The organism is Virgibacillus sediminis (assembly GCF_042643265.1).
In the GTDB taxonomy this organism is placed as follows: Bacteria; Bacillota; Bacilli; order Bacillales; family Amphibacillaceae; genus Virgibacillus_O; species Virgibacillus_O sediminis.
Window position 1 is genome coordinate 78,524 of record NZ_JBHRRZ010000015.1, and the last position, 22,774, is coordinate 101,297.

Consider the following 22,774-nt stretch of genomic DNA (forward strand, 5'->3'; position numbering starts at 1 on the left):
TATGGAAAGATCTATATTTTCCTTTCCTCTTCGGAGAAAAGGTCGTCAAGGGAGCTTAACGAACCATCCGGTTCTACTTGGTGCACCTTCAGCTTATTTTTTTCCACTGCCATTTCAATAAAGCAAGTCCAGCAGTAATACTGCTGGGAGCCAATCCTGCCTAAGTCCTTACCGTGACAATTCGGGCATCGCATCACATCACACCTCTGGAAATTAGTTATTATGACATGCTTGCCCGAATTAACGTTAAATATACATCATTACATAAAGTCATATGGGGAAAGGCCTTCCTCCTCATCCATTTCTTGAGGATTAGGTATAGATAACCCATTCATCTTCCCTTCCAGTTGTTCTTTTAGGGAAGTATATCTTCGGTTTGTATCCTCGGTCTTTATTCCACGCAGAAATGCTTGCTCTTCACCACAGATGATCAAAGAATCTTTACTTCTGGTAATAGCCGTATAAAGCAGGTTCTTTCGCAGCATACGATGATAAGCAGAAATAACGGGCATTATCACAATTGGAAATTCGCTGCCTTGTGATTTATGAATAGATATGCAATATGCATGCATGATATTTACATAGTCTTTCCGTTCATATACAACTTCTTTTTCTTCAAACTCAATGACCAGCTGTTCCACATTATCCGTATTTTCATCTTCTTTAAAAATTGCCACTACCTCGCCGATATCCCCGTTATAAACACCATTTTCCGGCTGGTTTACAAGTTGAAGGACTTTGTCGCCTACTCGAAATACTGCATCTCTCGTTTTCACTTCCCGCTTCCTTGGTGTCTTAGGGTTGATCAATTGCTGCAATTCCCTATTAATGGCAGTGATCCCTGCTTGAGAACGGTACATGGGAGCCAGCACTTGGATATCCCGCAGGTCCAGCCCTTTATTTTTGGCACTTGAAAATATTTGCGTAATAGCCTCCAGCACTTGTGGCTCATGACAGCGAATGAAGCTGAAATCTTTATCATTTCCGAGGGATGGGACGCTGCCATTTTTAATTTCATGCGCCAGCTGTATAATTTTGGATCCCTCTTTCTGCCGATATACCTCATGAAGACTGACCGACGGAAGAAGCTCACTTGCCAGCAAGTCGGCCAGCACCTGGCCTGGACCTACGGATGGAAGCTGATCTTCATCTCCTACCAGTAGAACCTGCATATCGTCAGGAATGGCTTTGAAAAGGTGGTTGGCAAGCCATGTATCAACCATCGAAAACTCATCCACAATCAAGAATCTACCAGTAAGCTGCTCATTTTGATCTTTATTGAAACCATCCTTACCATCCCACCCAAGCAGGCGATGGATGGTAAGGGCAGGTAGTCCTGTCGATTCATTGAGACGCTTGGCTGCCCTGCCGGTCGGAGCGGTCAGAATAAATGGGTATTCATCCGGACTGTCATAGTCATCCGGATCCAACGATACTTGATGTACGGCAGCATATGACTTAATGATCCCCTTCACAACAGTCGTCTTTCCTGTACCAGGGCCTCCTGTCAATATCATAAGCTTGGAGTGAAGAGCCTGATTAATCGCTTCAAACTGCTCTTTTCCATAGCTTAGAACTTCTGCTTCTTCAATATCGCCGATAATTTTCATCAGTTCGGCCTCTGTAGTCTCATGATCGACAGGGGTATCCATCAGCCTTTTTAAATTAGCTGAAAAGCCATCTTCTGCATAGTAGAGGGAAGGTAGATATACATTCCCATCTTGTATGATGATTGTCTTTTCTGTGTTCAATACATCCAGGTGGTCGGAGATGACGGAAACGGTGAGTGACTCATGTGAAAGTAATGACAGCATCTCTTCTATACATTCTTCTACAGGCAAAAAGACATGGCCGCCCTGGACGCTTTTTTGCAAAACATAAATACACCCAGCACCAATCCGGTTTGGGTGTGTCATTGATAAACCATTCTGTTTCGCAATCTCATCTGCAGTTTGGAAGCCAAACCCTTCTATATCAAATACATATCTATAGGGGTCATCATTAAGCACCTCTATCGCATCTTCCTTATACTGCTGGTAGATCCTCTGAGCCATCTTCAACCCGATGCCATATTTGGAAAGAAATACAACGATATGCTCAAACCCCTGGTTTTCCTGAAGGCTTTTTGCCAGTTGTTCCCTTGTTTCTTTTTTTATCTGAGGAACCTCCTCCAGCACCTCAGGATGACTTAATATTTGGGATATGGCAGATTCTCCAAGATGCTCAACAATCCTCTGGGCCGTTTTCCGCCCCACTCCATAAAATAGGTCACTGGAAAGGTAGGCAACGATACCGTCCTTGGTATCCGGGATGAAGGTGCGATAGGAATTCACCTTATATTGCAATCCGAACCTTGGATGTCTTTCAAATTCACCGTGGAAAACATAGGCTGTTTGTTCTTGCAGTCCAGCAAAATACCCTTTAGCAACAATCTCTTTTTCGTTAAAATCCTCATTGGTCTCCTGCACACGTATTTTCACAATGGAGAACCGCTCCTCTTCATTATGAAAGATAGTGTGCAGAAGCTCACCTTTTATATATCCTTTTTCTTCTACCGACGACTGTCTATCCATGTCCATCAAGAACAACCCCTGCTCTTCTATTCCTGCTTAAGGATATCTTCTATATTTTTCTTCCCATTGGCAGCGAGTACATGATCCGGCTGAATACGGAGGGACTCCTCAAAATGATGCAAAGCAGTTTCGGCATCTCCATGAAGGAGGGAGATTACACCGGAATTATAATGCGCATCACTGTGTTCAGGGTTTTTCTTGAGCACCTCCTTGAAGGCTTTGTCTGCTTCTTCTATATACTCTGCCTGTGCAAGAGAAAGGCCGTATTGGAATTGAATCTCATAATCATCAGGTGATAGTTCAACAGCCCTCAACAGATAGGGAAGGGCAAGCTTGAACTGTTCTTTCTGCTGAAAGATCATACCTAGCATGAAATAGACATCGCTTTCGGCCAATCCTAGTTCAATTGCTCTTTGATAGTTCTTCTCCGCTCTGTCATACTCTTCCTGCTCATAATATAGATTTCCCAGGCCATAATAGGCGGTGGCGGTTTTTTCATCAAGTTCTATTGCTTTTTTGAAAAAACGTTCGGCTCTGACAAAATCATTGATATGAAGCAGGAGATTGCCGAAATTGACAAATCCAACCGGGTCCCCTGGGTTCTCTTCTATCAGTTCATTGAACAGTTCAGCCGCTTTCTCATATTCATTGTCTTTCATATATTGGATTGCCTGTGCATTTTTGTCCATAATAATACCCCTTACCCTACATAGTCCAAAGCCTGGTCGTCTTTGATGACTTTATCGATGGTGCCTCCGCCCATACATACTTCTCCATCATAGAACACCACTGCTTGTCCGGGTGTAATTGCGCGCTGCTTTTCCGCGAATTTTACATGGACTTTATTGTCATCCAATAATTCCACCGTTACCTCACTGTCCTGCTGGCGGTAGCGGAATTTCGCCGTACAGGTGAAGCTGCTGCTTACCTTATCGGAATTGATCCAATTGACATCCGTTGCAATTAAGCCATCGGAGTACAGCTTATCATTACTGAACCCTTGCTCTACATAAAGGATATTATCCTTCAGGTTCTTCCCGATGACAAACCAAGGGTCGCCTGAACCGCCAATTCCCAATCCCTGCCGCTGGCCGAGAGTATAATACATCAGTCCGTCATGGCGCCCTTTTACCACTCCATCCAATGTCTGCATATCGCCTGGCTGTGCAGGAAGATACTCGCTTAAGAATTCTTTGAAGTTACGTTCACCAATAAAGCAAATCCCCGTGCTGTCTTTTTTAGTGGCAGTGGCAAGCCCGTGCTCCATAGCAATCTCCCTGACCTTCGATTTGGGAAGATGGCCCAAAGGGAACATGACTTTTGACAAAACTTCTTCCGACAACTGATTAAGGAAGTAAGTCTGGTCTTTATTATCATCTACTCCACGAAGCATTTCTACATGCCCGTCCTTCTCTCTCACTTGTGCATAATGGCCTGTAGCCAAGTAATCTGCCCCAAGGGACAGAGCATGGTCCAAAAATGCTTTAAACTTGATTTCCTTATTGCACATAACATCCGGATTGGGAGTTCTCCCGGCTTTATATTCATCTAAAAAATATGTGAATACTTTATCCCAATATTGCTTTTCAAAATTCACTGCATAGTATGGGATGTCCAATTGATTGCAAACCCGGACGACATCATCAAAATCTTCTGTAGCTGTACACACACCAAATTCATCGGTATCATCCCAATTCTTCATGAAGATGCCGACCACATCATATCCCTGCTCCTTCAGCAGCAGAGCGGCTACGGAAGAATCGACACCGCCACTCATTCCAACCACTACGCGTGTGTCCTTATTATTTTTCATCTATACCACTTTCCTTTATAGTGAAGTTAGGCGTTTAATTATTTTTGCCACTCTATCTGCAGCTTCCTCGACATTCTCTTTATTATTGAATAGGCCGAAACTGAACCGGATGGAATTTGTTGTACATTCATTTTTCTCTCCATACATGGCAGAAAGTACATGGGAAGGCTCCACCGAACCTGCCGTACAAGCACTTCCACTGGACGCTGCAATACCCTCCAGGTCAAAATTGGTAAGCAGAGTTTCCACATTCGTACCAGGGAAGCTGACGTTGACAATGGAAGCAATTGACCGATTATAATCCCCATTTATCTCAAAGGAAATCCCCTGCTTCTCGAGTTTGCTTAAAAAGAGGTCCTTATATCCCTGATAAAGCTCGTTCCTAAGCTCCCTCTCCTCCATTCCTATTTGTGCGGCGGTGCTGAAGCCTACAGCTCCCGCTACGTTTTCGGTTCCGGGACGCCGTTTCCGTTCCTGCTCCCCGCCAAATTGAAGTGGTTCAACTTTTACCCCTTCTCTGACATAAAGAAAGCCTATCCCTTTCGGACCATTTATTTTATGGGACGATACCGTCAACAGGTCTATACCCAGCTCTTTCGTATTAATATCTATCAGGCCATACGCCTGGACAGCGTCTGTATGGAAATAAGCTTGATGCTCAGCTAGCAGCTTTCCTATTTCCTCAACAGGCTGTATGACCCCAGTTTCATTATTAACATACATGACTGATACTAAGATGGTATCCTCCCTCAACGACTGTTTCAAGTCTTCCATGGAAATCTGCCCATCCCCGTACACCGGCAGATAGGTGACGTCAAATCCTTGTCTTTCCAACTGTTCCGCAGTATGAAGGGCGGCATGATGTTCCTGTGCCGTGGTAATAATATGATTCCCGCGGGATTTAACGGCGGAAGCAGTGCCAAATAGTGCGATGTTATCTGCTTCTGTGCCGCCACTTGTAAAGATGATTTCCTTCTCGTTGGCATGGATACTCTCTGCCAGCACCCGCCTCGCTCGGTCCAACTGCTGTCTGGCCTTTCTGCCGAATGCATGCACACTGGACGGGTTACCGAAGACTTCCTGATATACAGGATACATAGCCTTCCATACATCTTCATGCATGGGAGCAGTGGCGGCATGATCTAGATATATGTGATCCATAAAATCTTCCCTTCCTGCTTGATTAAATATAGAACATATAGGACTCCTGCGGCTCATCATTGTTGTGACTTGCCAAATCTTCCAATGTAGTGGTATCCAATACATCCTTGACGGCATCTCGAACACGGATCCATAATGCCTGTTTTGCAGGCTCTTCATCCTCTATCCCTTCAACCGGGGTGATTGGGCCTTCGAGTACGCGTATAATATCACCGGCAGTTATCTCCTTCGGTTCTCTTGCCAGCATATAACCTCCATATGCCCCTCTGATGCTTTTGATAAGACCTGCATTCCTCAGAGGAGAGGCCAGTTGTTCCAAATAGTGTTCCGACAAGTCATTTTCCCGTGCTATCGATTTAAGCGAAGTCGGGCCTTTTCCATACTTCTTGGAAAGCTCAATCATTATCGTTAAACCGTATCTTCCTTTTGTGGATATTTTCATCCTTCACACCTCTATTATTTATCAGTCTTACTTATATTATGGTTAAATTCTTTAACTATCTGCTACAATCCATGATATTATAGCATGAATAACATGGTTATTGCATTTTATCGATACAGCTTTTACGTTAAAATGAACGAATAAATATTATAATATAAAGGAAGATAAAAATGAACCAAAAACCACTTGCATTTCGTATGAGACCTTCACATATTAGTGAAATTATCGGACAGGAGCATCTGGTAGGAGAAGGGAAGATCCTTCACCGTATGGTACAAGCAGGCAAGCTTGCATCCATGATTTTGTTCGGCCCCCCCGGGACAGGAAAAACATCTATGGCCACTGCTCTTGGAAAAAGCCTGAATCTCCCGGTGAAAAACCTAAATGCTGTCACCGATAAGAAAAAAGATATGGAGATTGCAGTCGAGGAGGCTAAGATGCAAGGACAAATGGTTCTCGTCCTTGACGAGGTACATAGACTGGACAAAGGAAAACAGGATTTCCTGCTGCCGCACTTAGAAAGCAATTTGCTGACGCTGATAGGCTGTACAACGAGCAACCCTTACCATTCCATTAACCCGGCTATAAGAAGCCGATGCCACCTGTTTGAGCTGCATCCCCTCACAGAAGAGAATGTAAAAACAGCTATTGAACGCGGCATAAAAGATGAAAAAGATGGATATGGAAAAAAAAGCATTGTCATCGAGGAAGATGCCCTGCACCACTTTTCAACCAGCTCCAACGGTGACCTTCGTGCTGCTTTGAACGGAATTGAACTTGCAGTAGCATCCACTCCTGAAAATGAGAATAACCAAGTAGTCATTTCTCTAGACGTAGCGGAAGAGTGTATGCAGAAAAAGAGCTTTTCCCACGACAAAGACGGTGACGCTCATTATGATGTACTTTCCGCCTTTCAAAAGTCCATACGCGGCAGTGACGTGGATGCTTCTCTCCATTATTTGGGCCGATTGATCGAAGCAGGAGATCTCGACAGTATTGCAAGACGTCTGGTTGTGACAACCTATGAAGATATTGGTCTGGCAAATCCACAAGCAGGCCCTCGTGTATTGGCTGCCGTAGAAGCCGCGGAAAGGCTCGGTTTCCCGGAGGCACGGATACCTTTGTCGGTCGCCATCGTGGAGCTTGCACTATCACCAAAATCAAACACAGCATATAAAGCATTAGATGCCGCCCTTATGGATATCCGCAACGGCAAGAGCGGTGAAATTCCTGCACACTTAAAGGACACTCATTATAAGGGTGCAGCCTCCTTGGGCAGAGGGCTGGAATACAAGTATCCACATAATTACGAAGGCGCTTGGACCACACAGCAATATTTGCCCGATTCTATAAAAAACAGACACTATTATCAACCGAAGGAAACAGGCAAGTTTGAAAAGGCTATGAAACAAGTTTATGAAAAAATCCAGCAAGAGAGGCGGTAAAATGTATAATTCCTTCTTACCAGGGCAACACTAGGATCAAACACCGAAATCTATTTAATTGCCTATAACGGAGAAGGAGTGAAATATAATGGTGAAAGTGAGACAAGATGCATGGTCACATGAAGATGACCTTTTACTGGCAGAGACGGTATTGCGGCATATAAGGGAAGGAAGCACCCAACTGAATGCCTTTGATGAAGTTGGGGATAAATTGAACCGTACTTCGGCTGCTTGCGGTTTCCGTTGGAATGCGGAGGTACGTATGAAGTATGAGAATGCTATAGACCTGGCAAAAAGGCAGCGAAAAGAGAAAAAACGTGCTATGGCAGCACAAAAGTCCCCTGCTAATAAGCAAGTTATGACTCTGCCAGCAAATACGGACAGTAGAAAAGAAGGGGCTAGTTCTCCAGCCTTCGAAGATTCAGAATTGACAATAGACATGGTCATCCGTTTTTTGAAAGACCTGAAAAAAGACTATCATGCTTCTAATCAATCAAAAACGACGATGGAACAGCTTGAAAATGAGAAGCTTGCGTTGAAAAATCAAGTAACCGACCTCGAGAAACAACTGGAGCAAACCGAAAAGCAGTTGTCTACCATTCAAGAAGACTACCAGGCATTCATACAAATTATGGATCGGGCCAGGAAGATGACAGTTTTGAATGACCAGGGCGGTATGTCTTCCCCTGCATTCAAAATGGATAAAAACGGGAACCTTGAACAGCTTGCCAATGGCACATCAAGCTAGCAGAAAAATGACCCGGCCGCTCATCCGAGTGGCCGGGTCATTTTTCTATGTATACCATCAATCCCGATTGTGCCGTCTATCTGAAGTTTTGATCCCGCTCCAGGCAGGTGGGTGCTCTGTTTTGTGCATATTGTGCTTCCTCAAAGGTATGAGGCATGCACGCAGCACAAAAACCCATTGAGCTCCCTAGTTTAAGGTTGTTCGGTCAAAATACTTTTCATAGACGTACACATCAGGATTGATTGGTATTATTAAGATTGTAAATATATATTAACACATGGTTTCTTCATATTCAACAGAGAAGATCTAAATATAGTAATAGAATTTTCGACGTTATTTTACTATTTTTCTACTTTCTGTTGCAGCTGGATTTTCAGTTCATCCAACTGGGCCTCTGAAACTTCCCCTGGGGCTTCTGTAAGTGGATCAGAAGCTGAAGCAGTTTTAGGGAAGAGAATAGTGTCCCTGAGATTATTACGGCCTGCCAGCAGCATAATGATACGGTCCAATCCCAACGCTACACCACCATGTGGAGGTGCACCGTGTTCCAAAGCTTCCATGAGGAAACCAAACTGTTCCTTTACTTCCTCTTCCGTGAAGCCTAATGCCTTAAACATTTGTTCCTGCAAATGTTTTTGATGGATACGGATCGATCCCCCACCTAATTCATACCCATTCAGCACAAGGTCATATGCATTTGCTCTTACAGCTGCAGGATTATCAGCTAACATATCCATATCCTCTTCCATTGGCGAAGTGAAAGGATGGTGGGCGGCAAAATATCTCCCAAGTTCTTCGTCATACTCCAAGAGCGGCCAGTCAGTTACCCAGAGGAAATTGAATGCTTTCTCGTCTATCAGTCCGAGCTCTTTTCCAAGCTTCAATCTTAGAGACCCAAGACTGTCATAGACGACCTGCGTTTTATCGGCAACAAACAGCAATAAATCACCACTTTGCGCCTCTGCTCTGTCAAGTATGCCCGACTTTTCCTCTGTCGACAGAAACTTGGCAATTGGGCCTTTAATGTCTTCTCCTTCAACCTTCAACCACGCCAGGCCTTTTGCCCCGTAAACTTCCGCAAATTCTGCAAGTTTATCTATATCCTTACGTGAATATTTATCGGCCTGTCCGCGAGCGTTCAGTAAAGCAACTTTGCCTCCGGAGTCAACCGCTCCTTTAAACACTTTAAAACCGGAATCTGCAACCACGTCTGAAACATGAACAAGCTCCATGCCAAACCGGGTATCTGGTTTATCTGATCCATAACGCTCCATTGCTTCATCATATGGCATCCTCTTAAGCGGCAGGGAAATATCAATCCCTTTCACTTCCTTTACCACATACTGCATCATCTTCTCTGTCATTTCCATGATTTCATCACTGGTCAAGAAGGAGGTCTCTATATCAACCTGGGTGAACTCAGGCTGCCGGTCAGCACGCAGATCTTCATCCCGGAAACACCGTGCTATCTGATAGTACTTTTCAAACCCGCCCATCATGATTAGCTGCTTGAAAAGCTGAGGAGATTGAGGTAATGCATAAAATTCGCCTGGGTGTACCCTGCTGGGAACCAAATAATCCCTCGCCCCCTCTGGGGTGCTTTTCGTAAGGATCGGTGTCTCCATTTCTAAAAAGCCATCTTTGTTCAGATAATCCCTGATTGCTTGAGTTGTACGATGGCGTAGTTTAAATGTTTCCTGTAATTCTTTTCTTCTGAGATCTATATAACGGTATTTGAGACGGAGATCTTCGGCTACATCTGTTTCATCCTTGATGGGGAACGGCGGTGTCTTTGAAATATTGAGAATGTTGATATCTGACACAACAACCTCGATGTTTCCCGTCTCCAGTAGAGGGTTGATCGTCGATTCTTCTCGCTGGACCACTGTCCCTCTAACCTCCAGGACATATTCCGTACGTATTGTCTCGGCAACCTTTAATGCTTCAAGGGAACTTTCCGGATTAAATACAATTTGCACGATGCCCGACCTGTCCCTCAAATCGATGAAAATCAATCCGCCTAAATCCCTGCGTGTCTGTACCCAGCCCTTTAGTAAAACCTGCTGGTCTATATGTGTCTGCCGGAGAGTGCCGGCCATAACCCGATTACTCACTGATATTTCCTCCTTTAAGTATCTTCTGTAGGCGCCCGGTAAGCTCGGTTAGCGGTAATTCAGCCTGCTCACCAGTTTCCATCGATTTAACATTAATAACACCTTTTTGCAATTCATCTTCTCCTAGCACAAGCACAAACTTGGCTGCATTGCGGTCTGCCGCTTTAAATTGCGCCTTCATTTTCCGTTTCTGATAGTCTTTATCAATCTGGATCCCGCTGTTCCTAAGTTCATGCAGTATCCGTACTGATTCTTTTTCAGCTTCTGCACCAACTGCTACTAGGAAGCAGTCTAATTGATGATCAATTGGCATTTCTATATTCTCAGCCTCCAATGCCATCAGCAGCCGCTCCAAGCCCATACCAAAGCCTATTCCGGGTGTTGACGGGCCATCCAGCTCTTCGACAAGCCCATTATATCTGCCCCCGCCGGCAAGGGTAGTGATTGCACCGAAACCTTCAGCTTCACTCATTATTTCAAATGCAGTGTGGTTATAATAGTCCAATCCTCGGACAAGATTTTTATCTACTTCATACTCAATCCCCATCGCTGTTAAATATGATTTAACCTGATTGAAATAATCCTCTGATTCCCTGTTCAGATAATCCAGGATAGATGGTGCTGTTGCCATTGCCGGATGATCGCGGTCCTTCTTGCAGTCGAGAACTCTTAGAGGGTTCTTTTCCAGCCGGCTCTGACAATCCCCGCAAAGTTCCTCTTTATGTGGGGTGAAGTGCTCTACAAGCGCTCTGCGGTGATTTTCCCGACTTTCTTTATCTCCAAGTGAATTTATCACCAATTTCAATGACTTCAGTCCTAGACTCTGATAGCAGCTCATCGCCAAATCAATAACTTCTGCATCTACTGCAGGGTCGTCGCTGCCAAGCACTTCTACACCAAATTGATTCAACTGGCGCATTCTGCCTTTCTGGGGGCGCTCATACCGGAACATTTGTGCAAAGTAATATAGTTTCACTGGCTGATTAGGGTTGCCGAATAATTTGTTCTGTACAAACGCTCGAACTACCGACGCAGTACCCTCCGGCCTAAGGGTAAGGCTTCTCCCCCCCCTGTCTTCAAATGTATACATCTCTTTTTGTACAATATCGGTAGTATCACCAACTCCCCGCTGAAACACTTCTGTATGTTCAAAGAGAGGAGTGCGTATTTCATTGAAATGATACCGGTCGCACACTTCTTTTATTTTAGATTCGACGAACTGCCATTTTTCGGCATCCCCTGGTAATATGTCCACGGTGCCTCGTGGTGCTTTTATCGCCATTCTTCCTACCTCCTGATTCTCTAGTGAATATAAAAAACTCTCGTCCCTTTAATATAAAAGGGACGAGAGTTAACCCGCGTTGCCACCCTAGTTGATGCTGCATCAGCATCCGCTCGTTCACAGTTAACGCCTGCAAAACGTCCATATTTACTAAAGGTTCAATATGGATCCTCCGGAATGTCTTTCATCAAGCCCGCTGCAGAAATGCTTCCAGCCTCTGGCATTTCCTCTCTTATCAGGGGATATTGACTACTCTTTCCTTCATTGGTGTTCGTTTTATATATTATCTAAAAGTAGCTTGGAATGACTATTATGTTAATCTTTACCTGATGGAATGTCAAGAGCGACTTATCTTTTTCTTCAGCTTGTGCACTTCGCCCAACGATATACCAAACTCTTCAGCAATTTCCATATGATTTGCATAATTCTCCAATTCCATGAATCGGTGAAAATTAATCCCGGCTACATCCGCACCATGTATGGTAGTTCCATGTTTTTCATTTATTCTCACCGGAAATCCCCTCCATTGTCGTTTTTTTTATCTTTGCCTACAACCCGGCATTTTATAATTACGACTGAAAAGAGTTCCGGCGGATCGATTACCGAGAAGGATTAGAATCCAGTTTCCAGCAAGCTGGACAGATGCTATAGAAAGGCATACCCGGCAACCCTGCAAAGCCGGTTTTAAAAGAAGCGCATCAAGACACTCTGCCCGTCACCTAGCGTTGCTCCTTACTGTCCAGTATCAATGTTACCGGTCCATTATTTGTCAGCTGAACATCCATCATTGCCCCAAACTCTCCTGTTTCTACGTCGATATTCTCATCGCGGACAAATTCGTTGAACCTCTCATATAAATCATTCGCCATCTCCGGCTTGGCAGCCTGCATAAAGTTCGGCCTTCTGCCTTTTCTGGCATCCCCATAAAGGGTGAATTGGGAAATGGATAAAATACTTCCTGAGACATCTTTCAGGGACAGATTCATTTTTCCAGAATCATCTTCAAAAATTCTCAGATTGACTGCCTTATTGGCCAGATACTTCGCGTCCTCCAGAGTATCATCGTGGGTGACGCCAAGAAGGATGACCAGTCCGGCCCCGATTTCCCCCACTTTCCTATTTTCTACAGAAACACTTGCATTCGTTGCACGCTGTATAACTGCCTTCATTACCGCTGCTCCTTTACTTCTATGCATGATTCTCTAGCTAATGAATAGTTCTTGTTACGGTATATACGTCCTTTATCTGCTTAATACGTTCCACAATCTTTCTTAGATGGCTTGTATTATGAATCAGAATGGTGATCTGGATGATTGCCATCTTATTGCGGTCAGACCTGCCGTTAACATGAGTGATATTGGTCTTCGTCTCATTTACTGCTTGAAGGACTTCGTTTAATAATCCGCGCCGGTCATAGCCCGATATCTCCAAATCAACATGATATTGTTTCTTCTCCGGCTGTGCTCCTTCCCATTCTACGTGCATATAGCGTTGCTTCGCTTCCTCCGTCTGTACATTAGGACAGTCAGCGCGGTGTACAGATACACCTCTTCCCTTTGTAATATAACCGACAATGGCATCACCTGGCACAGGGTTGCAGCATTTGGCCAAACGGACGAGCAGGTTGTCCACTCCTTCCACTCGGACCCCCGAATCTCCTTTTGGTGCTTTCTTCTTCTTGAAATCTGTATTGACTTCTTCAATTGTCTGGGCCAGGTCCTGTTCTTTCTGCCGTGTCGCCCTTATTTTGTCTGTCAACCTGGTTGCAATCACTGCAGCTGTTATTCCTTGGTAACCTACCGCCGCGTACATGTCATCCTCATTTGAGAAATTAAACTTCTCACAGACGCGGTCAATATTTTCCTGTGTCAGTACATCTTTAGGATGGAAGGAGAGTTCTTGAATCTCATGTTCTACAGCTTCCTTCCCTTTTAGAATATTTTCTTCCCGCTTCTGTTTCTTGAAGAATTGCTTGATTTTGTTCTTCGCCTGAGAAGTTTGAGTAATCTTCAGCCAATCCTGAGACGGACCATATGAATGCTTGGAAGTCATGACCTCGACAATATCGCCATTTTTCAACTTATAGTCCAGCGGCTCCATCTTCCCGTTCACTTTCGCACCAATTGTCTTGTTACCTATTTCTGTATGGATTTTATAGGCAAAGTCAAGAGGGATTGAACCGGAAGGCAGTTCAATGACATCTCCTTTTGGTGTGAACACATAGACCATATCGGAGAAAAGGTCAACTTTCAATGATTCCATGAACTCCTCAGCATCATTTGTTTCTGACTGCCATTCAAGAATTTCCCTGAACCATGTCAGTTTTTCCTCAAATGATTTTTTCCCATTGCTTAACTGTCTGCCTTCTTTATAAGCCCAGTGTGCAGCTATTCCGTATTCTGCAATCTCATGCATTTCCTTTGTGCGAATCTGTACTTCCAATGGGTCGCCTTTGGGGCCGATGACCGTGGTATGGAGGGATTGGTAAAGATTTTGCTTTGGCATTGCTATATAATCCTTGAATCGCCCTGGCATAGGCTTCCAGCATGTATGGATGATCCCGAGTACTGCATAGCAGTCCTTGATGCTGTCTACGATTATTCTGACTGCGAGAAGGTCATAAATTTCATTAAACTGTTTATTTTGCTTCACCATTTTTTGATAGATACTGTAAAGATGCTTCGGCCTGCCGGACATATCGGCCTCAATGTTAAGATCCTTGAGCTGGGTGTCGACTTCTTTCATGACTCCTTCAATATAGGACTCCCGCTGTTCTCTTTTTTGTTTCATCAATTGTACAATTCTGTAATATTGCTGCGGATTCAAATATCTAAGGGCAGTATCTTCCAATTCCCATTTGATGGTTGAAATCCCCAGCCGATGGGCAAGTGGTGCAAAAATCTCCAAGGTTTCATTTGAAATCCTTCTCTGCTTCTCCGGTTTCAGATGTTTCAACGTCCGCATATTATGCAAGCGGTCCGCAAGCTTGATCAATATGACACGAATATCCTTGGCCATCGCTACAAACATCTTACGGTGATTCTCCGCCTGAATCGCTTCACGGGATTTGTATTTAATTTTCCCCAGCTTGGTTACTCCATCCACCAGCATGGCAACTTCCTCGTTAAACTCTTCTTCAAGCATAGTAAAGGTGACACTGGTGTCTTCTAAGACATCGTGCAGCAGTCCTCCGGCAATTGTTTCTGCATCCATCTCCAGATCCACAAGAATTCCTGCAACCTGTACCGGATGGATGATATACGGCTCCCCGGATTTACGGTACTGCTCTTTATGCGCCTCCGCTGCGTAGTCATAGGCACGTTCAATCAGACGTGTTTCCTCCTTGCCCAGGAATTCCCCAGCCCGGCCAATAACTTCTTCTATTGTTAAAATATTATCTTTTGCCATTTAATCACCTTATTCGCTGTCTGAATATATTCAGGTATATACTTCCTAATACTATCAAAAAACATGGGAGAAATGTATGAAAAAGCATTGAAAGTTTGACAAATTGTACAATTAATCGACAAAAGGCCTGGAAATGCCAAGAGCATTACCAGACCTCTGTTTTTATTTTTAATAGCTCATTAGTTTTAATACATCGTATCCTTCAAGTTTCTCCATACCATTCAAGTAGCTCAATTCAATGATGAATGCGCAACCGGCAACAACGCCACCAAGTTCCTCAACCAGCTTGATGGTCGCCTCAATGGTACCGCCTGTTGCAAGCAAGTCATCAGTAATAAGCACACGCTGCCCAGGCTTAATTGCATCCTTATGAATAGTAAGTACGTTGTTTCCATATTCCAGCCCGTAATCCGTTTTTATGACTTCCCGTGGCAATTTACCTTCCTTCCGGACAGGTGCGAAACCAACTCCCAGCGAATATGATACAGGGCATCCAATGATAAACCCGCGTGCTTCCGGCCCTACTACAATATCAATATCTTTTTCCCGGGAATATTCTACAATCTCATCAACAGCCGATTTAAATGCCTCTCCGTCGGCCATCAATGGAGTTATATCCTTAAATTTGATTCCTTCTTTTGGCCAGTCTTCCACAATCTTCACATATTTTTTATAATCCATAAGTCTGTTCCTCCTTAGGTCTTCCCACGTCATCCATACAATGTTCAAACCATCTTTTCAAGTCCTCAAGATTTGAGTAATATAGGATCTTCTCTATATTGCTGCGTTCCAGCCTGTTCTGATAGGCAGAAGATTCCTTTAGATCTTTCTTTTCGGGGTTAGGCACCGCTTCAATCAGTCCTTTTTCCATTTTAACAAACCCCAGCTCAAAAAACACTTTTGACATAAACAGTATACGTTCTTTGGTCCAGCTTTTTACTCGAGTTATGGCAGGGATGTCATCCTCCAGATGAATGATCTTCTTTTTGAGGATGAGACCATAAAACCATTTAAAATCTTCGCGTGTAGGAAAGGATGAGAGATACATGCTGTCTTCTATGTGATAGCAAGCATAAATATCATCCGGCTTTACCGTACGGACAATTTCTTTCAGTTGTTCCAAATTTTCCGGGAGCTGGAAGATATACAGGACGTCTGCATCCGGAAGTTCATCCATGTTCGCTTGGTAAGTAATTTCTTCAACTTCTGGGGGCAGAAGGCTTCCACTCGTTCCAACAGCCAGATTCTTTCTGTCCTCCATGAATGGAAGCATTTCCTTCCTTCGTTTCCCACGATAATCAAATAATTGCCTTTCCTCAATCTTCATATCCCTCATAACTAGTTGGACCTTCCTGTTTCCGTTCCACTCGTTGATGCCAAGTTCCCCTGCAACGGTTACTGGTGTGCCCGGTGATATGTGAGGAAATAGGTTTCCCATGCCAAACCCTATGGTTTCCAATAGATATTTTTCCCTTTTAAATTGGAGCTTAAGATGGTCTTTTCCGCCCCCAATCTGCCTTGCATCTGCTGGTACTTCTTTTATTTGGAAGACAGGTTTGGGGTTTTTCATTCCAAATGGGGCCAGCCTTGATACTTCAGTTACCAATTCTTCACTGATCTCGGGTAATGTCAGTTCCCGGCTGATCTCAATTTCCTGTTTAAAGTCGTCTTCAGTAAGCTGTTCGGCAATCAGCCTGTCCAGCTCCTTTCGAATAATTGGCAGATTCTCTGTTGGTAGTGTCATCCCGGCAGCCTGGGCATGACCACCGAAGTGGGTGAAATATCCCCTGATTTCCATGCAATTTTTAAACAAATCAAAAGCTGGAATACTCCTTGCCGACCCCTTGACTTCGCCAGTTTCTGGTTTGACAGCAAGGACAATAGCAGGACGGTCAAACTTTCGGACAAGCTTCGAAGCCACAATACCAAGAACTCCCTCATTCCATCCTTCTTTTGCTACAACAAGGACGCCGCTATTTCGATCTGCCATCTTTTCTGCTTCTTTAGCAATCTTATTCACTATTTTTTGCCTTTCCTGGTTTATCTGGTCAATTTCTTCTGCTATCTTGGCAGCTTCTAGATCGTCTTCTGTCATCAAAAGCTGTACCGCAAGATCTGCATTCTGCAGCCTGCCTACTGCATTAACCCGTGGTGCAATCAAAAATCCCACATCTTCCTCGGTAACATTGCCTTCTATTTTGCAGACATGTTTCAATGCCCTGAGTCCCGGGTTCGACGTAACGGATAATTGACGCAGACCATGGTAAACGAGAATCCTATTCTCATTGACAAGCGGCACCAGGTCCGCTATGGTGCCAAGCGCCACAAACTCGAGCAGGTTTTCGGGGAAATAACCAAGCAGCTGTTCAGCAAATTTAAAGGCGACTCCAACTCCTGCCAATTCCTGGAATGGATAGGAGGGAGAACACTTAGGGTGCAGGATGGCATATGCATCTGGAAGCTCAGCCTGCACTTCATGATGATCGGTAACGATTAGATCTACTCCCAGTTGTTTCATTATTTCAGCTTCATGAACGCCTGCAATACCATTATCGACTGTTATAATTAGTTGGAATCCTTCTTTGTATGCTTCTTTAAATGCATTTTCATTCGGCCCATAACCTTCTGTAAAGCGGTTTGGTATATAGAAATCACAGTCAGCCCCTATTTCTCTCAATGCCTTTAGCATTACCGCGGTGGAACTTACTCCATCCGCATCATAGTCACCGTATACCAGGATTCTTTCCTGATTTTCCACCGCACGGTAGACCCGGGCACATGCCTCTGTAATGGAATCAAGGTCTGATGGGTTATGTAAATTCTTTACATCGGGCGACAAAAAAATTGCAGCTTCTTCCGCTGTGGTGATCCCTCTTTGAAGCAGCAATTCCCTGACAACGGGTGATATGTCCAATGTATCATCCATCCACAAATCCATATCGCCCTGAAGTTCTTTTATTTTCCAATTAGCCTTGCTTTGTAACATAAGTTCACCCCTGACTTATCTATTATACACATAGTAAGCCAGGGGAACAATCAAGATTTAATTAGAACGTATTTTTTGATTTGGTGGATTCATCGCGCTCTTCAACATCACCAGGCTCTTGCGTTTGGTCAGGTTTAACTTGGGTCTCCCCCTCTTGAACCTGGTTATTCTGGCGCCGAAGATTTTTCACTTCCCTTTGGAGTTGAAGAATTTTTCTTGCTCCTACGGCTGCAGTTATTATTCCCCCCATAAGCACCGAGAAAAGAATAATCAGTACAAGGGGAGATTCTCCGCTCCAGAAAATATAATTCACTTCGACCGGCTCCACATTTACTACCGCGAATAGAGCCACGAAGAACAATAGAATAATTGCCAAAATTACATATGTCTGTCCTTTCAATTGGAAACCTCCCATTCTTATATTTTCCTTATTACCTAAACTACCCTTTTCTATTATAAAAAAACACCAAAAAACCTCTGCTCCCTTTAGAGCAGAGGTTTTCCATAATTAAATTACACTTGAGGGCCTTCCACCCGCTTCTTCTTCGTAAAGTCGACTGGTTTGTCTTTAATATTCCTTCCCCTCCAGACAAGCCACAATTGGGCTGCTATAAAGAGGGAAGAATAGGAGCCGGCAAACAATCCAACCGCCAATGCAATAGCAAAACCTGTTATTGGCTGGGCACCTAAGAACAAGAAGGCAAGTATTGCAATCATGGTGGTGACGGTTGTATTTATACTCCGGGTGAACGACTGTACCAGACTCTTGTTGACAATAGCTGAAAGCTTTTTGAAAGATTTAACCTTTTTCTCATTACGCAGATTTTCCCTGATCCGGTCAAAGATAACAATTGTATCATTGATAGAATAACCGACAATCGTCAGAATAGCTGCCACGATGGTAACATCGAATTCCAGTCGCGTAAAGCTGAATACTGCCAGCATGAAGAAAACATTATGCAGCAGGGTAAGTATAGCTGTAATGGCGAAAATCAGTTCAAACCTTATCGCTACATAGATAATCATGCCTACGGAAGCAATCGCTACCGCATATATAGCATTCTTCACCAGCTCTTGCCCCACGATTGGCGACACGACACTGACACTTGGCTGGATGCCGTATTCACCTTCAAAGTATTGCTGAACTTCCGCAACTTCGTCCTCGCTTAGGACCGTATCGAACCGGGCAACAGCAATTTCGTTGTTCTCACCTGACAAGACAATGGCTTGGGCTTCCATGCCAAGCTCTTCCAGGCCTTCTTCTACTTCCTCAGTAGTAAGACTATCCTCTGCCACTACTTCTACACGTGATCCACTGGTAAAATCAATACCGGGATTCAATTGGAACAAGAGGAAGGACACGGTTCCCAAGATAATCATAAAGATTGATACCAGGAAGAATTTTTTTCTATGGTCTACTACATTCCACTCACGCCCCATAAATAGAGGCTCTTCCTCTTGGTCATCTGCAATATCCTTTATATCTTTATCCTTAACCCCGAACCAACTCTGTTTGTTCTTCAGGAAACGGGATTTCACCCACAGCCCGAGCAAAAGCCTCGTTCCAAATACGGATGTAAGGAAACTCAGTACAATACTGATAATCAACATGGTTGCAAACCCTTTTACCGAGCTTGTCCCGAAAATAAACAGGATGGCGGCTGCCAGTAATGTCGTGATATTGGCGTCTACAATGGTCGACAAGGAGTTTTTAGCTCCCGCCTTAAAGGATGCCATCACTGACTTACCAGCCCTTAATTCTTCTTTAATACGCTCAAATGTAATAACATTTGCATCCACGGCCATACCAACTCCGAGAATAAGTGCTGCAATCCCCGGCAGGGTAAGCACACCATTCAGCAGATTGAAGACAAGCAGAACTAGATAAATATAGATGCTCAAATTAATTGCAGCCATGAGCCCTGGGAAACGGTAGACACTAATGATAAACAGGAAAATCAGCCCTATGCCGACAAAGGCTGCGAAAACAGTCTTATTCAAAGCCTGTTCCCCAAACTGGGCGCCGACAGAGGTAGAATATATTTCATTCATTTTTACAGGCAGTGAACCTGAATTAATGATATCTGCCATCTGCTGGGCGGACTCCACTGTAAAGTCTCCATTGATCTGCACATTGGAGGAATTTATTACCTCATCGACTGTCGGAGCAGAAACATATTTTGGATCTTCTTTTGTTACTTCCTCTTTATAGGAGTCCCCTTCCTGATAATCCATCCATATTACAAGGCGGTTGTCCGGAAAAGGCATCTGGCTGATCTGTTCCGTTACTTCCGCAAACTTGGAGGCATCATTCAGCTGTAATGTTACCATAGGTGCATTGGTTTGGGGGTCGAAGTCCTGGCTGGCACTCCCTTCTCGAATATCCGAGCCATCAAGCAGTTTATTGTCATGGACGTCTCGAAAGGAAAGCTGTGCAGAAGTTGACAGCATATCCCTTGCCTCTGATTGATTCTCGACACCGGCTAGTTGTACTCGTATCCGGTCTTCCCCTTCAATATTGATTACCGCTTCACTGATGCCAAGACGGTTGACCCGGTCATTGAGGGTGGACACTGTCCCTTCCATCAAACTTCTCGTAATCTCCTGATCTTCCTCCATCGGCTCTATTTCGTATAGAACCTCGAATCCTCCCTGAAGATCAAGTCCTAAGTTAATATCTTTGGTGATTCCTGAAACCGTCGTTCCGATTGTTCCCGCAAATACAAGGACAATCAGAAAAAAGGCAACAATTCTGCCTCTGCTTTTCATCTGACTATTTCCTCCCTCTGATTGTTCGGACAAACAAGCTATGTATTCATCTAATTCTCACGTGCATCTTCACCGGTCAACGCAGCAATAGATGCCATCAAATCATCATCTTTATATGCATTTACAGTCAAATAACTTAAATATATATTCGTACTTAGATGAAAAATATCCGACACCACCTCATATAACCTCATGTCGGGATCTCTCTTCCATACTTTCTGCACAAGGCATTTCCAAATATCTTCTCCTGTCGCCTTTTCATATCCCATCAAGTGAAATTCACCGGCTTTGCTTTCAAGCGCTGGGTCAACCATTTCTTTCCATTCACTTGCCTTTTGAATGACTTCCAAACGACCTACCTCCTCCCAGGTGGATATTCATTTGCTTCTTGTCATGCTTGGCCTACTCTTGAGCATATATATCATTGTATCTGAAATTCCATTATTTGAGAAGGCAGGTCTTCAGGCAATGACCAAACAAACATTTTTGCAAGGTGCGCTAATCTTGATTGCTGCGGGGATGATCACTAGATTCCTAGGCTTTATAAACCGTATCGTTGTAGCGCGGCTAATGGGTGAAGAAGGAGTAGGGCTTTACATGATGGCACTTCCAACCCTGTTTCTTGTTATTACCCTGACGCAGTTCGGCCTACCTGTAGCTATTTCGAAAAGGGTGGCTGAAGCTGAGGCTGTAAACGATTCGGTCAAAGTAAAAAAAATCCTGCTTGTTTCCCTATTGATCACGTCCATCTCCAGTATCTTCTTTACGGTCGGCCTGATTCTGGCTGCACCATTTGTTGCATCACACCTGCTCACAGACCAAAGGACGATGTACCCCCTGCTTGCGATCAGCCCTATTGTCCCTATAGTAGCTATTTCTTCTGTCCTCAGAGGATACTTCCAGGGAAAGCAGAACATGAAGCCTCAGAGCTATGCACAGGTTATTGAACAGATCGTAAGGATTTTATGTGTTGCATTCTTTGTGAATCTGCTTCTTCCTTATGGCGTGGAATTCGCTGCGGCTGGAGCTATGTTCAGTGTTATCCTAGGTGAATTCGTTTCGCTCATGTATATGCTGCATACTTTCAAAAGAAAAAAACTGATCAAGCTGCGGACAAACTTTCTCTCCTATGTAAGAGCAAGCGGGGATACTGTCAGAGAGTTATTTTCCATTTCCCTTCCTAGCACAGGCAGCCGGATGATCGGCTCTTTCTCCAATTTTCTGGAGCCTATCATTGTAGCCCAAAGTATGGCAATAGCAGGAATATCAAGCACCATGGTAACGAAGCAGTATGGAGAACTGACCGGATATGTACTTCCGCTTCTCTTTCTGCCGACTTTCATCACCCATTCCTTATCTATCGCTCTCGTACCATCTATATCAGAAGCCGCAGCCAAAAATCAAACCAGGCTTATTCATTATCGCATCCACCAATCCATACGGATTTCCTTTGCTTCCGGAGCGATTGCTACCATTGTTCTTACCTTATTCAGTGAAACCATCCTGACGTATATGTATGGCACTGGAAATGCCGGGTATCTGCTCTTATTGATGGCGCCTTTTTATCTGCTGCTTTATATCCAGGCTCCCTTGCACGCCGCCCTGCAGGCAATGGATTTAGCTCAGCCTGCAATGTGGAATAGTCTGATCGGCGCTATATTTAAATTCATCACGTTATTTTTACTTGCTTCCAATCCCGAATTCGGCATCAAGGGAGTGGCCATTGCCATGTCGGTGGGTGTAATCCTTGTAACTTTCCTGCATCTGGCCACGCTTCGTAAAGCAGTACAATTCTCCATCCCTTTGCTGGATATCTCAAAGATGGTGACATTGATTTTACTGACATGGAGCACCGGAAGCCTGCTTAAGTCCATGTATACACATGATATACCAAGTATTCCATTATTCATTCTTTTATTGGTGGCCCTGTCTGGATGCTATATCGTTTTTCTTATCCTTCTGCGCTTCATTACTAGAGAGGAATTGAAACAGATCCCTCTTTTCCAAAAATGGATCTAAATACCTTCCAGTGT

Annotated in this window: 19 protein-coding genes, 1 other RNA gene and 1 other annotated feature; of the genes, 3 read left to right on the forward strand and 17 right to left on the reverse strand. The window is 44.0% G+C overall.

The window, feature by feature from the left end:
* Positions 1-11 precede the first annotated feature (11 nt).
* The 6 genes from ACFODW_RS08820 to cymR form a co-directional block, all read right to left on the reverse strand.
* On the reverse strand, positions 12-197 hold the full coding sequence (locus ACFODW_RS08820; protein ID WP_390305433.1) for a hypothetical protein: 186 nt from the start codon (positions 195-197) through the stop codon (positions 12-14).
* Positions 198-260: 63 nt separating this feature from the next.
* On the reverse strand, positions 261-2,579 hold the full coding sequence (gene recD2, locus ACFODW_RS08825) for an SF1B family DNA helicase RecD2 (RefSeq protein ID WP_390305435.1): 2,319 nt from the start codon (positions 2,577-2,579) through the stop codon (positions 261-263).
* 20 nt (positions 2,580-2,599) lie between these two features.
* Positions 2,600-3,262 carry a tetratricopeptide repeat protein gene (locus tag ACFODW_RS08830; protein ID WP_390305437.1) on the reverse strand — a complete coding sequence of 221 codons (663 nt, stop codon included), beginning with the start codon at positions 3,260-3,262 and terminating at the stop codon, positions 2,600-2,602.
* Positions 3,263-3,273: 11 nt separating this feature from the next.
* Positions 3,274-4,386 carry a tRNA 2-thiouridine(34) synthase MnmA gene (gene mnmA / locus ACFODW_RS08835; protein WP_390305440.1) on the reverse strand — a complete coding sequence of 371 codons (1,113 nt, stop codon included), beginning with the start codon at positions 4,384-4,386 and terminating at the stop codon, positions 3,274-3,276.
* A gap of 15 nt (positions 4,387-4,401) precedes the next feature.
* Positions 4,402-5,547, reverse strand: a complete 1,146-nt coding sequence (locus ACFODW_RS08840) for a cysteine desulfurase family protein (protein WP_390305442.1) — start codon at positions 5,545-5,547, stop codon at positions 4,402-4,404.
* A 22-nt stretch (positions 5,548-5,569) separates the two neighbouring features.
* The gene (cymR, locus tag ACFODW_RS08845) at positions 5,570-5,989 is read right to left on the reverse strand and encodes a cysteine metabolism transcriptional regulator CymR (protein ID WP_390305444.1); all 420 of its coding nucleotides are present in this window, start codon (positions 5,987-5,989) and stop codon (positions 5,570-5,572) included.
* A 170-nt stretch (positions 5,990-6,159) separates the two neighbouring features.
* Here cymR and ACFODW_RS08850 point away from each other — a divergent pair, with 170 nt between their 5' ends.
* Together ACFODW_RS08850 and ACFODW_RS08855 are read left to right on the forward strand one after the other, a co-directional pair.
* On the forward strand, positions 6,160-7,434 hold the full coding sequence (locus ACFODW_RS08850) for a replication-associated recombination protein A (RefSeq protein WP_390305446.1): 1,275 nt from the start codon (positions 6,160-6,162) through the stop codon (positions 7,432-7,434).
* 88 nt (positions 7,435-7,522) lie between these two features.
* Positions 7,523-8,182: an RsfA family transcriptional regulator gene (locus ACFODW_RS08855; protein ID WP_390305448.1), complete on the forward strand. Its 660-nt coding sequence runs from the start codon at positions 7,523-7,525 to the stop codon at positions 8,180-8,182.
* Between the two features lie 56 nt (positions 8,183-8,238).
* Here the strand turns inward: ACFODW_RS08855 and ssrS are convergent.
* The 11 genes from ssrS to ACFODW_RS08910 all read right to left on the reverse strand — a co-directional run bounded on the left by ssrS (position 8,239) and on the right by ACFODW_RS08910 (position 21,091).
* A non-coding RNA gene (ssrS, locus tag ACFODW_RS08860) (6S RNA) lies at positions 8,239-8,424 on the reverse strand.
* A 99-nt stretch (positions 8,425-8,523) separates the two neighbouring features.
* The gene (aspS, locus tag ACFODW_RS08865) at positions 8,524-10,296 is read right to left on the reverse strand and encodes an aspartate--tRNA ligase (RefSeq protein WP_390305450.1); all 1,773 of its coding nucleotides are present in this window, start codon (positions 10,294-10,296) and stop codon (positions 8,524-8,526) included.
* Positions 10,289-11,578 carry a histidine--tRNA ligase gene (hisS, locus tag ACFODW_RS08870; RefSeq protein ID WP_390305452.1) on the reverse strand — a complete coding sequence of 430 codons (1,290 nt, stop codon included), beginning with the start codon at positions 11,576-11,578 and terminating at the stop codon, positions 10,289-10,291. The genes aspS and hisS overlap by 8 nt, the downstream gene beginning before the upstream one ends.
* Positions 11,579-11,633: 55 nt before the next feature.
* Positions 11,634-11,852: a binding site (T-box leader), on the reverse strand.
* 63 nt (positions 11,853-11,915) lie between these two features.
* Positions 11,916-12,089, reverse strand: coding sequence for a hypothetical protein (locus ACFODW_RS08875; RefSeq protein WP_390305454.1), 174 nt, complete (start codon positions 12,087-12,089; stop codon positions 11,916-11,918).
* 208 nt (positions 12,090-12,297) lie between these two features.
* A complete protein-coding gene (gene dtd / locus ACFODW_RS08880) occupies positions 12,298-12,747 on the reverse strand; it encodes a D-aminoacyl-tRNA deacylase (RefSeq protein ID WP_390305457.1) in 450 nt (149 codons plus the stop codon).
* Positions 12,748-12,784: 37 nt separating this feature from the next.
* The gene (locus ACFODW_RS08885; RefSeq protein ID WP_390305460.1) at positions 12,785-14,986 is read right to left on the reverse strand and encodes a RelA/SpoT family protein; all 2,202 of its coding nucleotides are present in this window, start codon (positions 14,984-14,986) and stop codon (positions 12,785-12,787) included.
* Positions 14,987-15,154: 168 nt separating this feature from the next.
* Positions 15,155-15,667, reverse strand: coding sequence for an adenine phosphoribosyltransferase (locus ACFODW_RS08890; protein WP_390305462.1), 513 nt, complete (start codon positions 15,665-15,667; stop codon positions 15,155-15,157).
* A complete protein-coding gene (gene recJ, locus ACFODW_RS08895; RefSeq protein ID WP_390305464.1) occupies positions 15,657-17,972 on the reverse strand; it encodes a single-stranded-DNA-specific exonuclease RecJ in 2,316 nt (771 codons plus the stop codon). Before recJ ends, ACFODW_RS08890 begins: the two co-directional genes overlap by 11 nt.
* A gap of 61 nt (positions 17,973-18,033) precedes the next feature.
* Positions 18,034-18,372: a LapA family protein gene (locus ACFODW_RS08900; RefSeq protein WP_390305466.1), complete on the reverse strand. Its 339-nt coding sequence runs from the start codon at positions 18,370-18,372 to the stop codon at positions 18,034-18,036.
* Positions 18,373-18,485: 113 nt separating this feature from the next.
* Positions 18,486-20,741: a protein translocase subunit SecDF gene (gene secDF, locus ACFODW_RS08905; RefSeq protein WP_390305468.1), complete on the reverse strand. Its 2,256-nt coding sequence runs from the start codon at positions 20,739-20,741 to the stop codon at positions 18,486-18,488.
* Positions 20,742-20,791: 50 nt separating this feature from the next.
* Positions 20,792-21,091, reverse strand: a complete 300-nt coding sequence (locus ACFODW_RS08910; protein WP_390305470.1) for a post-transcriptional regulator — start codon at positions 21,089-21,091, stop codon at positions 20,792-20,794.
* A gap of 118 nt (positions 21,092-21,209) precedes the next feature.
* On the opposite strand from ACFODW_RS08910, the gene spoVB reads away from it, so the two are divergent.
* Positions 21,210-22,760: a stage V sporulation protein B gene (spoVB, locus tag ACFODW_RS08915; protein ID WP_390305988.1), complete on the forward strand. Its 1,551-nt coding sequence runs from the start codon at positions 21,210-21,212 to the stop codon at positions 22,758-22,760.
* Positions 22,761-22,774: the final 14 nt, after the last annotated feature.

Coding starts and splice junctions, on each gene's coding strand:
- recD2 (WP_390305435.1), bottom strand. CDS start 2,579: ATGGACATGGATAGACAGTCGTCGGTAGAAGAAAAAGGATATATAAAA.
- ACFODW_RS08830 (WP_390305437.1), bottom strand. CDS start 3,262: ATGGACAAAAATGCACAGGCAATCCAATATATGAAAGACAATGAATAT.
- mnmA (WP_390305440.1), bottom strand. CDS start 4,386: ATGAAAAATAATAAGGACACACGCGTAGTGGTTGGAATGAGTGGCGGT.
- ACFODW_RS08840 (WP_390305442.1), bottom strand. CDS start 5,547: ATGGATCACATATATCTAGATCATGCCGCCACTGCTCCCATGCATGAA.
- cymR (WP_390305444.1), bottom strand. CDS start 5,989: ATGAAAATATCCACAAAAGGAAGATACGGTTTAACGATAATGATTGAG.
- ACFODW_RS08850 (WP_390305446.1), top strand. CDS start 6,160: ATGAACCAAAAACCACTTGCATTTCGTATGAGACCTTCACATATTAGT.
- ACFODW_RS08855 (WP_390305448.1), top strand. CDS start 7,523: ATGGTGAAAGTGAGACAAGATGCATGGTCACATGAAGATGACCTTTTA.
- hisS (WP_390305452.1), bottom strand. CDS start 11,578: ATGGCGATAAAAGCACCACGAGGCACCGTGGACATATTACCAGGGGAT.
- dtd (WP_390305457.1), bottom strand. CDS start 12,747: ATGAAGGCAGTTATACAGCGTGCAACGAATGCAAGTGTTTCTGTAGAA.
- ACFODW_RS08885 (WP_390305460.1), bottom strand. CDS start 14,986: ATGGCAAAAGATAATATTTTAACAATAGAAGAAGTTATTGGCCGGGCT.
- ACFODW_RS08890 (WP_390305462.1), bottom strand. CDS start 15,667: ATGGATTATAAAAAATATGTGAAGATTGTGGAAGACTGGCCAAAAGAA.
- recJ (WP_390305464.1), bottom strand. CDS start 17,972: ATGTTACAAAGCAAGGCTAATTGGAAAATAAAAGAACTTCAGGGCGAT.
- secDF (WP_390305468.1), bottom strand. CDS start 20,741: ATGAAAAGCAGAGGCAGAATTGTTGCCTTTTTTCTGATTGTCCTTGTA.
- spoVB (WP_390305988.1), top strand. CDS start 21,210: ATGACCAAACAAACATTTTTGCAAGGTGCGCTAATCTTGATTGCTGCG.